The following is a 13,373-nucleotide window of genomic DNA, read 5'->3' as shown; positions in this document are numbered from 1 at the left end:
ATGTGTTCATTGTCCTGGAACACCATTGGCACAGCCATGATTTTGCGTTGTTCCACTTCGTCTTGGAAGAATGCACCATCAATCATGGTTGCCGTAGTGTTCGGGTTATAAATGGCAATCAGGTTAAGCGCCTGTACCACGTCAGGACAGTTATGACAGCTAAGTGATACGAATACATCAAAGTTGGCTTTGAGGTTTAAACCTTTAATTTGATTTAAAACCTCATCCGACACTTTAGGTGCATAGCCAGACACTTGTAACAGTGCCAAGATCAAAGATGTAAACTCATGGCCCATTGGTAAGCCTGCAAAGAATACACGAGGCTGTTCACCTGCTTTAGCCACACCAAAGCTTGGACGACGTGTATTGTTACCGTCAAAACGGGCTGTTACCTTGTCAGAAAGCTCAGCGATTTCAGTTACTAATTCTTTAATTTGGGCAGCTTTATCTGATTCATCCAAAGCAGCAACTAATTCGATTGGACTTTCTAAACGTTCTAGGTAAGCTTTTAATTGAGTTTTAATGTTTAGATCTAACATCTGTTTTTACTCCAATGCATCCAAATTCTTTCAATAGATGCATAGTACGTGAAAACAATGAATAGGTAAAACAGTATGTTTTTATGTATTTGATCGGTTTTTTGAATGTTTGTTTGATTTAGGCATGAGTTGAAAATATTAAAAAGAGAATCTCAATCTCATTTTTACTTTTGCGGTATTTAAAAGTGAAAGTGTTTGAAAATTTATATATGTTATATGGCTGTAAAGATTTTATGTCATAACATTAAAAGGTAGTTTCATGTCATTGCAACGCGGTATTTATCAGCATTATAAAGGTAATCTCTATCAAGTTTTTTCTGTAGCAAAACACAGTGAAACTGAAGAGGAATTGGTCGTTTATCAATGTTTATATGGTGATTATTCAACTTGGGTTCGACCACTTGATATGTTTACTGAAACCGTCCAAATGAGTGATGGTAGTGTCGTACCGCGTTTTAAATTAATCCAAAATACTTAACTAAAACAGCTGTCATATAAAGAAGGAGTAAAATAGATGCCAAATACTATTTTCTTACAAAGAGTTGCTGATTTATATGACACCTTTAAACAGCATGACTCACAGCAGCCTGATCGTTTACAGCGATATCGCAATATTGAAGTAGAGTCTGCAAAATTACTCTCACAATTTATTCGTATGCAGCAAGCCAAAACTATTTTAGAAATTGGCACTTCGACAGGTTATTCAACTTTATGGTTAGCTGAAGCTGCTCAGGCAACTGGAGGGCAGGTGACCACAGTTGAAATCGATGAAAAACGAAGTGCAGAGGCAAAACGCCATGTAGCTGAGTTAGAGCTCAGCGAAATTGTTCAATTTTGGGTAGGAGATGCAGCCGATTACTTAAAAGAAGCAAAAGAAACATTCGATTTTATTTTGTTAGATGCTGAACGTGATGTATATGAAAGTTATTGGCCAGATTTAAAACGATTAATTAAGCCTAAAGGTGGTGTTTTAGTGGTTGATAATGTGATATCTCATGCAGCAGAAGTAAATCCTTTTTTATCTTTGATTAAAAAGGATGCAGATTTTATGAGTAGTATTTTGCCTGTAGGTGCAGGTTTATGTTTAGTGGTCACAAAATAGTTTTACTGAAATAATTTCATATTCCAGTCGCGGCCTGTTTTGAGCAGGCCTTTTTTATAGTTGTTATGAGGCAATCACCAAAGAAAGTCGAGTAAAGTGCAAATTAAATTCTAAATATTTATGTACAAAAGCAGCTTTGTCTGTTGAACGTAATAAGTTGTCATAAACAAACTCAGGGACAGGATGATATAGATCTCCAGAACCGTCGCTATAAAAGATTTTTAAATGACGCGATGTAGCATTATATTTCCATGAAGTGACGACCGCTGTATTCACCATAAATGCACCCCTTTATTTCATATCAAACTTACTCAAAAATTAACTAGTTGTTTATTTGACATTACTCAATGTTTAAGTAACGGGGAAGGGCAGAATTGTAAAAGTATCAGTAGAAAATGTGATGTGCTTATTCAAAACAAAAGAACCATCCGATAAAGGATGGTTCTTCGAGTTTTTAAAATCTAAGAGAGATTAGATTTTACCAACTAGGTCGATAGATGGAGCAAGAGTAGCTTCACCTTCTTTCCATTTAGCTGGGCAAACTTCACCTGGGTGAGAGTGTACGTATTGAGCAGCTTTTACTTTGCGAAGAAGTTCAGATGCGTCACGACCGATACCGCCAGCGTTGATTTCAACGATTTGGATTTTACCTTCTGGATCGATAACGAAAGTACCACGGTCAGCTAAACCTTCAGACTCAATTAAAACGTCGAAGTTTTTAGAAAGAGTCCAAGTTGGATCGCCAACTAATGGGTATTGAATTTTCTTGATCGCGTCTGAAGTGTCGTGCCAAGCTTTGTGAGTGAAGTGAGTGTCAGTAGAAACACCGTAGATTTCCACGCCTAATTTTTGGAATTCAGCATAGTTGTCAGCTAAGTCTTCAAGCTCAGTAGGACAAACGAAAGTAAAGTCAGCTGGATAGAAGAATACAACAGACCATTTACCTTTAAGGTTAGTTTCGTTAACTTCAACAAATTGGCCGTTGTGGTAAGCAGTTGCTTGGAATGGTTTAACTTCAGTATTAATCAAGCTCATCATTGTCTCCATGATTGAGGTTTATATTTAAACTTGTTTACGAGATGTAGAATAAATAAAAATTCTTTATTGGGGAAATAGTATTTTTACATGACTAAAATCGGAAAATTGAATAAGTGGAAAATTTCCGATTTTAAGTCCCCAAATACTGTATTCGATTTGACTGCAAAAACATGTAAATCAAATGACAGTTATAGTAAAAGAAACTTGCCTAACAACATGAAGTCTATCTAGATAAAATTCAAGGGTAAAATTTTAAAAAATTAAAAATATATAAAAAACCAACTGTTTTACCTGAGGGGCATTAAAGCGTAAAATAGAGGATTGTTGAATTTTCAGGAAAATTTATCTGTGCTGAATGGTTTAAATATAGATCAATGGGTGATGGCGAGAGATCGTTACCGTTTAAATCGTTTGCGTAAAGATAAAAAAGCCAATACTTCAGAGATTGAAAAATTATTTGAACAGTCTAATGCAAAAGTTAGACAGCGTTATGAACGTTTACCGAAAATCAAATTAAATCAGGACTTACCTGTTACCAAATATGCTGACTGTTTAATTGAGGCGATTCAAAAGCATCAGGTCATTATTGTGGCAGGTGAAACAGGCTCAGGGAAAACTACTCAGCTTCCTCAAATTGCAATGTTAGCAGGGCGTGGTTTGACCGGTATGATTGGCCATACCCAGCCACGTCGTTTAGCTGCACGTAGTGTGTCGCAGCGTATTGCAGAAGAAGTCGGCGAAAAGCTTGGCGAGTCAATTGGCTTTAAAATCCGTTTCAATGAACAAGGTTCACAAGATTCGATTGTAAGGTTAATGACTGACGGTATTTTACTTGCCGAGTTAGGCAATGACCGTTTTCTGTCCAAATATGACACCATCATTATTGATGAAGCGCACGAGCGCTCACTCAATATTGATTTTATTATGGGCTATTTAAAGCAATTGTTGCCAAAACGCCCAGATTTAAAAGTCATCGTGACCTCGGCAACTTTAGATGTAAATCGTTTTAGTAATTACTTTAATGATGCGCCTATTTTTGAGGTAGAAGGTCGTAGCTATCCGGTCGAAGTACGTTATCGCCCAATTTCAGAGATGAATATTGGCGGTAGTGATGATGACGAGTTCGACGATTTTGAAGAAAATCTTCCGCGTGCAGTCGTACAAGCTGTAGAAGAATGCTTTGCCGATGCTGAAGAAAAAGGCCATCCAGAACATGCAGATATTCTGATTTTCTCAAGTACTGAACAAGAAATTCGAGAATTACAGGAAACTTTGCAAAAATATGGGCCAAGGCATACCGAAATTTTACCTTTGTATGCACGCTTAGCCGTTTCAGAGCAACAAAAGATTTTTAGCCCAAGTGGAAAGGGCCGCCGTATTATTATTGCCACCAACGTTGCAGAAACTGCATTGACGGTTCCTAATATTCGCTATGTGATTGATAGCGGCTTTGCACGTATATCTCGTTATAACTACCGTTCACGTGTGCAACGCTTACCAATTGAGGCAATTTCGCAGGCTGCGGCCAATCAACGTAAAGGGCGTTGTGGTCGTATTGCTCCGGGCGTTTGTATTCGTTTATATAGCGAAGAAGATTTTTTAAGCCGTCCTGAATTTACCGAACCTGAAATTAAGCGAACCAATTTGGCATCGGTAATTCTGCAAATGCAGAGCTTAGGCTTAGGTGAGTTAGAAAACTTCGATTTCATTGAGCCGCCAGATTTCCGTCTAGTCAATGATGGTCGTAAGCTACTCATTGAATTAGGTGCGCTAAACGAGAAGAAAAACGAACTTACTAAAGTCGGTCAAATGATGGCCCGTATGCCGATTGACCCTCGACTCGCACGTATGATTGTGGGGGGAGCTCATTTTGGTGTGCTTAAGGAAATTTTGGTGGTGGTGAGTGCACTTGCAGTGCAAGACCCACGTGAGCGCCCAGCCGATAAACAGATGCAGGCTGACCAAAAGCATGCCTTATTTAAAGAGGCTGATTCTGACTTTCTGTTTTATTTAAAACTTTGGGATACTTTAAATCCTAAAGGTGAAGCAGGGATGTCGGAAAACAAGCGTCGTCAATTTGCTAAGCAGCATTTCTTAAGCTGGTTACGGTTACGTGAATGGAAACAGACACACCAGCAGTTGGTCGAGCTGGCCGAAGGTTTAAAACTTAGTTTTAATGAAAAACCTGCAAACTATGAAAACTTGCACCGTGCGTTGCTGACCGGTTTATTATCGTTCATTGCCAATAAAACTGATGAACGTAATACCTTTATGGCAGTGCGTCAGCAAAAGGCTAAAGTTTTCCCTGCGAGTACGTTGCATAAAACCAATACTGCGTGGGTGATGGCTTTTGAGATGGTGGAAACCTCTCAGGTCTATTTACGTACATTAGCAAAAATTGATCCTGAATGGATTTTGCTTGCTGCACGCGACTTATTGAAATACCACTATTTTGAGCCGCATTGGTCTAAAAAAGCCGGTATTGTAAATGCTTATGCACAAATTTCATTGTTTGGTTTAATTATTGAACCGAAGCGTTTGATTAATTTTGAGAAAGTTGATCAACCTGCTGCACATGAGATTTTCTTACGTGATGCATTAACCACAGGAAATCTGGGGACAGTTCCACCATTTTTAAAACATAACTTGCTTAAACTTGAAGAAGTAGAGCGAGTTGAAGATAAATTACGTCGCCGCGATTTAGTGGTCGATGAAGAAACGATTTATCAGTTCTATGCCTCTAAAATACCTGAAGAAATCGCAAGTCGCCGTAGTTTTGAAGACTGGCGTGCAACGGTAGAAGCAAAAAATCCGCGTTATTTATATGTAGAAGATGATGCGCTTTGGCTCAATGATCGTCCGACCACGCAGCAATTCCCTGATCATTTACATAATGGTCAGTTACGTTTGGCAACTACTTATCGATTTGACCCAAATCATGATGAAGATGGAGCAACGGTTCAAATTCCGGTACAGGCATTGCCGCAAGTTGATGAAAACATCTGGTCTTGGGGTATTCCAGGCTGGCGTTTAGATTTAATTGAAGCGCTATTAAAAGCTCTACCAAAAGATAAACGTCGTAATATAGTGCCTATTCCTGACACAGCTCGTAAGCTAATGCAGGGCATAGATGCGGTACATTTGCGACAGCATATTTTTAGCTATCTTGCATTTGCTTTACGCGGTGAGCAAATTACCGATAAAGATTTTTCATTTGAACGAATAGATCCGTATTTGGTGCCTTTTATTAAGGTCATTGATGAAAAAGGTAAATTAATTGCCAAAGGCCGTGATTTAGCTGAGTTGAAAGCTCGCTGTCGTGTTGAAACTCATCGTCCAGTAAAACAGCAAAAAGGCGAGTTTAAAACTTTCCCTGAAAACTTTACCTTTGAAGCTTCACAAAAGGTGACAGGTGTTGTTGTTAAACAATATCAAGCTTTAGTACCAACCAAAACTTTTGCTGAACTTGAAGCGAAAGATGAGTCCGGTGTGGTTATACAAACCTTTAATGATCAGTCAGAGGCGATTAAACAGCATCGGGAAGGTATTATTCGTCTGGTCCATATGCAGCTTGGTGATTTGGTTCGCCAGTTGAAAAAGCAGATTTCAAAACCACTTGCGCTTGCTTATTCACCTTTAGGCGATAAAGCTAAGCTTGAGCAGATGCTGGTCTATGCAACATTGCAGATGGCAATCAAGACTTTGCCAATTAATGCTGATGAATTTAATCAACTTGTAGAACAAGTCAAAAAGCAATTTTTGAGTTATGGTCAGCAAGCACTTGAGCAGTTAAGTGATATTTACATTCAATGGCAGCAAATTCGTCGTCAGCTTTTAGTACTTGATCCGGATGTGTTTGGACGCAGTATTGATGATATTGAAGATCAGTTAGATCTCATGTCACTTGGTAACTTTGTTTACTGCCAACCAGTCGATCTTTGGCAGGAATATCCGCGTTATTTAAAAGCGCTGCTATTGCGTTTAGACCGATTGCCAAATAATCTACAGCGAGATCATGCCGCTATTGATGATGTCGATCCATGGATGGACAAGGTATTTAAATTCAAAAACGATCCAAGAATCAAAGAATTGTATTTGATGTTGGAAGAATTTCGCATTTCTTTATTTTCTCAGCCGATGAAAACCAAGATGCCTATTTCACCAACTCGACTGCAAAAGTTATGGGATCGTTTGGGAATCAGTTAAGATAGATCGGGGTTTGTTTATGCGTTTGTTTAGCCTACAACGCAATTTATAAATGAAAGATTAACAGACCCTATTCATTTTTTTAGGAGTTTTACATGGGCATTCGTATCACAGGTACTGGGTTATTTCACCCAACAGAAATCATTTCTAATGAAGAACTGGCCGACAGTTTAAATGCTTATGTGGAACAATATAACCAAGAGAATGCAGAGAAAATTGCAGCAGGTGAACTAGAAGAATTACGTGGTTCTAGTGCTGAATTTATTGAAAAAGCTTCTGGTATTAAGCGCCGCTACGTTGTTGAGAAATCAGGTATTCTCGATCCAACGCGTTTACGTCCGCGTTTGTCTGAACGTTCAAATGACGAACTTTCACTTCAAGCTGAATGGGGTGTAATTGCTGCAAAACAGGCAATGGAAAATGCAGGGGTAACTGCTGAAGATATCGATGTTGTAATTTTGGCCTGTTCAAATATGCAGCGTGCTTATCCCGCTGTAGCAATTGAAATCCAGTCAGCACTTGGTATTCAAGGTTATGCCTATGACATGAACGTTGCATGTTCAGCTGCTACTTTTGGTTTAAAACAAGCGGCAGATGCAATTCGTTCAGGCGCTCGCCGTGTTTTATTGGTGAATGTCGAGATTACATCTGGTCACCTAGACTACCGTAACCGTGATTGTCACTTCATTTTTGGTGATGTTGCGACCGCTTCTATTATTGAAGAAACCACTACTAAGACTGGTTTTGAAATTTTAGATATTCATTTATTTACTCAATTTTCAAACAACATTCGCAATAACTTCGGTTTCTTAAACCGTAGCGAAGATGCAGTCGTTGACGACAAGTTATTCCGTCAAGATGGCCGTAAAGTCTTTAAAGATGTTTGTCCATTGGTGGCAAAAATCATTAATGCCCAGTTGGAAAAAATGCAGTTAACTGCAAACGATATTAAGCGTTTCTGGTTACACCAAGCTAATGCCAACATGAATGAATTAATCTTGAAATATGTGGCTGGTAAAGATGCAGATCTAAGCCGTGCACCCATTATTCTAGATGAGTTTGCTAATACCTCTTCAGCAGGTGTAATTATTGCTTTACATCGTACAGGCCATGAAGTAGATGATGGTGAATATGGGGTGATTTCATCTTTCGGTGCTGGCTACTCAGTAGGCTCGATTGTTGTGCAAAAGCACGTTGCTTAAGTTACTAGATTCATTAAAAACGCTCGTAAGAGCGTTTTTTATGGTTCAAAAATAATAAAGCGAACCAAAATTGGCCCGCTTAACTTAAATCAAAAATAATTAAAACTTTTTAGTGTAGTTTACAAACAAGCGATCTTCACCAAAGTCATTGCCATGTTTAACGTTGTAATCAATTCGAATGTATTGCAGGGCAAGACCTTTTAAGAAAGGCTGCTGAAATGCATAGTTTAAAATTACATTCGATTCAGTTTCATGGTTTTTCTCGCCATTTGCTGCTTTAAAGTCATGGCCATAGACATATTTCACCATTGCGTTTAAGCCCGGAACGTAATCTTTAAAGTCGTAGCCGTACATAACGTGGTAAGACTTTTCTTCTTTTTTAAAGAATCCCGTGGCATTCCAGTTAATGAAATAAGTCTCTGGTAAAAAGCCATCCGGTAAGGGATAGGCTGACTCGCCGATAATTTGCTGGTAACCCAAACCAAAGGTATGGTTTTTTACTTTAAATGTTTCTAATACTCCAATGTTTTGCGCATCAATATCAAAAGTATTGCCGTCATTTTTTGCATTGAAGTATTTAAACTTAGAGGTGAGGGCAAAATTAGGTTGTTTCCAATTATGCTCAAGTCCTACATAGTGTTTATTGTAGAGATCTTCCAAATTACCAAAGTAATATTCACCCTTGAGTGACGGCGTAAATTGATAGCGCAGGTCAATGTAATTTAAACCATCAGATTCTTTGGTAATGCCATTTGAAGTGAAAGAAAACTTTTTAAAGTCTTCTTCATTTCGTGGCGACACTTTTTCAACCCGACCAATTTCAGCGTAAAGCTGATCTGAAAGTTGTGACTTAAGATTGGTTCCCCAATAAGAAGCAAGTAATTGACGGCTGGCATCCACAGCTGTTACAGGTAAATCTAACCAGAGTTCTCCTACACTTAATAAAGTTTTGTCATAACCCAGCTTTAAAGTTGCACCGTATTTTAAGAAGTCGGATGCTTGTGATTGAGTTTCTTTATTAAAAGGCAAAACCGTGTCCGCAACGTGTTTGTCTGAACTTAAACGCACGGCATATTGAACAGAAGCATCAGCTCCAATGGTTATAGGCTTATCTGCTATGACTAGTGGAGTGTCATGCATTTTCGATTTATAAAATAATGACGCTGCTTGAGACCAGCTACCTGTGTCTTTGAGAGTGTCATTGTCAAAATTACGGTTGATATAGGCATTTTTTAGCGTGAACTTCCATTCATCTTCACTTTGTTGAGTGGTGTCTGCTGCCCATAAACTTGAGCTAGTCAATAAACCAAATAATGTGGCTATTGCTAAATTACATGGTTTAAAGCGGTGTAATAATTCCATAATCCATTTCCAAAAAGATGCGCCAATCCTCGGCGCATTTGTGTTTACTGCTGGGTAAGCGTGTTTTGAGGGTTAAACGTGGATGGCGTTTGTGCGGTAACAGAGGCTTTTAGATTGACCATAAATATTGCAAGTGCAGCAATCACACCCGGAATTGCAATTGCTAAGAAATTCATTTGGTGAGGAAGCTCAAGTGTGAGTAGCGCTCCAGTTAAAACTGGTCCAATAATCGCACCGATACGGCCAATTCCAGAGGCCCAGCCCATGCCAGTTGAACGAAGTGCCGTCGGATAGAACTGGGCAACGAAAGTGTAGAGTAAGATTTGAGAACCAATTGTGGCAGCACCAGCAATCGCAATCAGGCTATATAAAATAAATTGTGGACTATTAATGCCAAGCAGAATTAAAGCTGCTGATCCCACAATAAACATAATGGTAATAACAGGTTTTAAATGGAATCTGTCTGCTAAAGCACCACCACCAATTGCCCCAACCATACCGCCAATATTGAGTGCAAAGAGGAATAACATGCTTGCACCTAATGAGTAGCCCGCTTGCAGCATGAGTTTAGGTAACCAGCTTCCTAAGGCATACACCATGAGTAGGCACATAAAGAAAGCAATCCAGAACATAAATGTGCTGAAGGTACGACCTTGTTGGAAAAGTGCAAGGACAGGGGCATTGGTTGCGGTGCTTTCATTTAATACCAGTTGTGTTTTGGCGTTTACCTGAATCTGAGGTGCAATTCTACCGACAATACTTTTCGCCTGTTCGCTATGGTTAGATTTCACTAAAAAGGCGAGAGACTCTGGCAAAAACTTCCAAATGAGCGGGAGCAGCAACAGCGGAATACCTGCAATTAAAAACATGATTTGCCAGCCCATATCTTTTACGAGCCATGCACCGAGTAGAGCAGATGTCATGCCACCAATTGCATAGCCACTAAACATAATTGCAACTAATGTACTGCGGATTTTTTTCGGTGCGTATTCGGTCATAAGTGCCACAACGTTTGGCATAACGCCACCAATCCCAAGACCTGCAATAAAGCGCAAAATAGCAAACTCAGTTGGTCCTTTGGCAAAGGCACCTATAAAGGTAAATCCGCTAAATAAGGTGACACAAATCAGGATAGTTTTTTTACGTCCCAGTTTGTCTGAAAGTGTGCCGAAAATCATGGCACCAAACATCATGCCGAATAGAGCGGCACTGGCGAGTAAACCAGCTTCAACAGCAGTTAATGACCATTGCTGCATTAACAGAGGAAGAGCAACTCCATAAATAACTAAATCATATCCATCAAAAATAATAATAAGTAAGCACCAGATTAAAACTTTCCAATGAAAAGGTGTAAAACGGGCTTTATCAATTAACTCATTAATATTAACCTTGCTCATGTCCATTTTCTTCACCTCCAATTTGTGAAGCATCGCGTTATTTTTTAATAAACTATTTTGTTATTGGAATAGAGTCAAAAACCTAATTGATATATCTTTATGTCTTTAAGGTATTGTGTTTTTAATAAAGTAATGTATTGAAATATATAATTTATTTTAATAATTTTGGTTGTTGCTTCTTTTGTTTTTAAAATAGGGTTAAATATTATATTGTGAGAATTTTAAAGTTTTTATAGATATCTTTTTATAGATTTTATTGCTGAGAATCACAGCTAGAAATATAGCTAAGTTTATATTATAAATTGAAGTAAAAATATAAAAACAAAATACTAAAGTCTATTATTTAATTATTTTAGAAATTGATCTTAAAAATGTAATTTAATTTATATTTAATAAAAATCGCCACATCAGAATTAGCAAATTATTTGCATCCTAATTTGGCGATTGAGGCTTTATTTTAGTGTTGGGTGCTTAGATAAAAAACTAATTAGTAGCTGGATTTGAGTGTGGCGTGAGAATGAAATGGGCGATTACACCAATACAAATGCCCCAAAAAACTGAACTTAATCCAAGAAAATGCATGCCTGATGCTGTCGCTAAAAAGGTAATAAGTGCAGCATCACGTTGATTATCATTTTTCATGGCAACAGAAATATTGGTGGCAATCGCTCCAAGCAAGGCTAAACCTGCCAGTGCTGCAACTAATTCTTTAGGAAGTAAGCTAAATAGCATGACAATACTGCCAGCAAATAAGCCTCCTAAAATATAAAAAATTCCGTTGGCAATCCCTGCAATATATCGTTTTTCTTTAAGTTCATGTGCATCTTTACCCATACATAAAGCAGCGGTAATTGAGGCAAGCACAATGGTAATACCACCGACACAGGCAACGGCTAACGAGGCAATACTGGTGACAGTAATAATGGGTTTGGCTGGGGTGTCGTAACCGCTGAGTTTCATTATCGCCATACCCGGTAAAAATTGGCCGGTTAGGCTGACTAAAATGAGAGGAACAGCGAGGTTGAGTGTTGAGTTCCATGTCCATTCTGGGCTAATCCACTGTGGGATTGCTAAATTAAAACTCACATCAACCGGATTCATTTTGCCTAAAAAGAGGCTTAATAAAACTCCGGCAGCTAACACCCAAATCATGGTGTAGCGCGGCATTAAACGTTTGGCAATTAAAAAGACAATGAGCATGCTAAATACAATAAAAGGCATGCTATCAGATGCAGTAAATAGACTAATACCAAATTGAAAAAGAATACCTGCCATCATGCCCGCAGCGACGTCTTGCGGAATCCATTTTAGTAATTTGTCGAAGTAACCTGTAATACCAATTAAAAAAATAACGATGGCAGAAGTAATATAGGCGGCTACTGCTTCATTCAAGGAGATATTGGGAAATAGGGTAACTAACAGGGCAGTGCCCGGTGCAGACCACGCGGTGATGACAGGAGTTTTATATTTAATCGAAAGATAAATACCTGAAACGGCAGCACCAATTGAAATTCCCCAAATCCATGACACCATCATATCGGTGGACACATGGGCACGCTGAGCAGCTTGGAAAAAAATAATCAGTGGGCTTGAGTAAGAAATTAAAACTGCAAGAAAGCCAGCAACTGTTGCTGATATGGACCAGTCATTTTTTAATGTCTTGAACAGGGTTGCCATGTGTGATTGCCTCCATGCAAATCATGTTATTTATCCAAACATATAAAAAAATCAGGGTTAACCCTGATCTCCACCTCCGACCGGAATGACCGATCCCGTCATATACGATGCGTCGTCTGATGCAAGAAATAAAATTGCATTGACTTGTTCTTGAATTGTGCCATAACGGCCCATAAATGTTCGATCTTTTGTTTGATCAACTACTTGCTGCATCCAGTCTTTTTCATTTTGACTTAACGGGTTGGTATTACGTGGTACTTTGCGAGGCGGTGCTTCGGTTCCACCCGTCGCAACGGCGTTGACTCGAATCCCGTCTTTAGCATGTTCAAAAGCAAGAGACGCGGTTAGCGCATTTACCCCGCCTTTAGATGCGGAGTATGGAATACGGTTAATGCCACGGGTTGCAATGGAAGATACATTTACAATAACACCCGATTGTTGCTTAATCATGGTCGGTAACACAGCGCGGCAGCACCATAAAGTTGGAAACAATGAGCGATTTACTTCCTTAATGATTTCTTCTTCGGAAAACTCTTCAAAAGGTTTCATCCAGATCGCGCCACCTACATTATTAATCAGGGCATCGACCCGACCATAATCTTCGATGGCTTTTGCAACAACCGCTTGTGCACCTGCATAGGTTTCTAAGTCAGCATTAATCGTGACAGCATCACCACCTGCACGCTGAATTTCTGTGAGAACCTCTTCAACATATTCAGAGCGGTCCGCCATGACGACTTGTCCACCTTCAGCTGCAACTTGTAGTGCCACGCCACGACCAATGCCTTGAGCACTACCCGTAACAATCACGACCTTATCGGTAAATCTTTGACGGTTTGACATAGATAAC

General features: G+C 39.0%; 11 protein-coding genes. 4 read left to right on the top strand and 7 right to left on the bottom strand.

Annotated elements, in window-relative coordinates; genetic code table 11:
- Positions 1–539, bottom strand: a 539-nt coding sequence (locus tag J582_RS18345) for a thioredoxin family protein (protein WP_032048364.1), incomplete at its 3' end; no start/stop codon positions are given.
- Between the two features lie 259 nt (positions 540–798).
- On the opposite strand from J582_RS18345, the gene J582_RS18340 reads away from it, so the two are divergent.
- Positions 799–1,017 (top strand): DUF1653 domain-containing protein, encoded by a 219-nt coding sequence (locus J582_RS18340; protein WP_032048363.1) that lies wholly within the window; start codon positions 799–801, stop codon positions 1,015–1,017.
- Positions 1,018–1,053: 36 nt separating this feature from the next.
- Positions 1,054–1,641 (top strand): O-methyltransferase, encoded by a 588-nt coding sequence (locus tag J582_RS18335; protein WP_016805481.1) that lies wholly within the window; start codon positions 1,054–1,056, stop codon positions 1,639–1,641.
- Between the two features lie 63 nt (positions 1,642–1,704).
- Here the strand turns inward: J582_RS18335 and J582_RS18330 are convergent, their stop codons facing one another.
- Positions 1,705–1,920, bottom strand: coding sequence for a KTSC domain-containing protein (locus J582_RS18330; protein ID WP_002049514.1), 216 nt, complete (start codon positions 1,918–1,920; stop codon positions 1,705–1,707).
- Between the two features lie 192 nt (positions 1,921–2,112).
- Positions 2,113–2,676: an alkyl hydroperoxide reductase subunit C gene (gene ahpC, locus J582_RS18325; RefSeq protein ID WP_002049519.1), complete on the bottom strand. Its 564-nt coding sequence runs from the start codon at positions 2,674–2,676 to the stop codon at positions 2,113–2,115.
- Between the two features lie 351 nt (positions 2,677–3,027).
- Between ahpC and hrpA the strand changes: the two genes are divergently transcribed.
- A complete protein-coding gene (hrpA, locus tag J582_RS18320) occupies positions 3,028–6,885 on the top strand; it encodes an ATP-dependent RNA helicase HrpA (protein WP_032048361.1) in 3,858 nt (1,285 codons plus the stop codon).
- A gap of 95 nt (positions 6,886–6,980) precedes the next feature.
- Positions 6,981–8,087, top strand: coding sequence for a beta-ketoacyl-ACP synthase III (locus tag J582_RS18315; RefSeq protein WP_004709811.1), 1,107 nt, complete (start codon positions 6,981–6,983; stop codon positions 8,085–8,087).
- Positions 8,088–8,186: 99 nt separating this feature from the next.
- On the opposite strand, the gene J582_RS18310 is transcribed toward J582_RS18315, so the two are convergent.
- From J582_RS18310 to J582_RS18295, 4 genes are all read right to left on the bottom strand, one after another.
- Positions 8,187–9,449, bottom strand: a complete 1,263-nt coding sequence (locus tag J582_RS18310) for an OprD family outer membrane porin (RefSeq protein ID WP_032048359.1) — start codon at positions 9,447–9,449, stop codon at positions 8,187–8,189.
- A gap of 44 nt (positions 9,450–9,493) precedes the next feature.
- Positions 9,494–10,852 (bottom strand): aromatic acid/H+ symport family MFS transporter, encoded by a 1,359-nt coding sequence (locus J582_RS18305; protein ID WP_032048358.1) that lies wholly within the window; start codon positions 10,850–10,852, stop codon positions 9,494–9,496.
- Between the two features lie 477 nt (positions 10,853–11,329).
- Positions 11,330–12,523, bottom strand: coding sequence for a benzoate/H(+) symporter BenE (benE, locus tag J582_RS18300; RefSeq protein ID WP_032048357.1), 1,194 nt, complete (start codon positions 12,521–12,523; stop codon positions 11,330–11,332).
- Between the two features lie 57 nt (positions 12,524–12,580).
- On the bottom strand, positions 12,581–13,366 hold the full coding sequence (locus J582_RS18295) for a 1,6-dihydroxycyclohexa-2,4-diene-1-carboxylate dehydrogenase (protein WP_032048356.1): 786 nt from the start codon (positions 13,364–13,366) through the stop codon (positions 12,581–12,583).
- Between the last annotated feature and the right edge of the window lie 7 nt (positions 13,367–13,373).

The sequence above is a fragment of the Acinetobacter sp. 1566109 genome (genome assembly GCF_000582255.1).
GTDB lineage: Bacteria > Pseudomonadota > Gammaproteobacteria > Pseudomonadales > Moraxellaceae > Acinetobacter > Acinetobacter nosocomialis.
This window is presented reverse-complemented; position numbering and strand designations above follow the sequence as displayed.

Excerpts from the sequence above, each read along its gene's own strand:
- J582_RS18305 (WP_032048358.1), bottom strand. The coding sequence starts at position 10,852 with ATGGACATGAGCAAGGTTAATATTAATGAGTTAATTGATAAAGCCCGT.
- J582_RS18340 (WP_032048363.1), top strand. The coding sequence starts at position 799 with ATGTCATTGCAACGCGGTATTTATCAGCATTATAAAGGTAATCTCTAT.
- J582_RS18310 (WP_032048359.1), bottom strand. The coding sequence starts at position 9,449 with ATGGAATTATTACACCGCTTTAAACCATGTAATTTAGCAATAGCCACA.
- ahpC (WP_002049519.1), bottom strand. The coding sequence starts at position 2,676 with ATGAGCTTGATTAATACTGAAGTTAAACCATTCCAAGCAACTGCTTAC.
- J582_RS18295 (WP_032048356.1), bottom strand. The coding sequence starts at position 13,366 with ATGTCAAACCGTCAAAGATTTACCGATAAGGTCGTGATTGTTACGGGT.
- J582_RS18335 (WP_016805481.1), top strand. The coding sequence starts at position 1,054 with ATGCCAAATACTATTTTCTTACAAAGAGTTGCTGATTTATATGACACC.
- J582_RS18315 (WP_004709811.1), top strand. The coding sequence starts at position 6,981 with ATGGGCATTCGTATCACAGGTACTGGGTTATTTCACCCAACAGAAATC.
- J582_RS18330 (WP_002049514.1), bottom strand. The coding sequence starts at position 1,920 with ATGGTGAATACAGCGGTCGTCACTTCATGGAAATATAATGCTACATCG.
- benE (WP_032048357.1), bottom strand. The coding sequence starts at position 12,523 with ATGGCAACCCTGTTCAAGACATTAAAAAATGACTGGTCCATATCAGCA.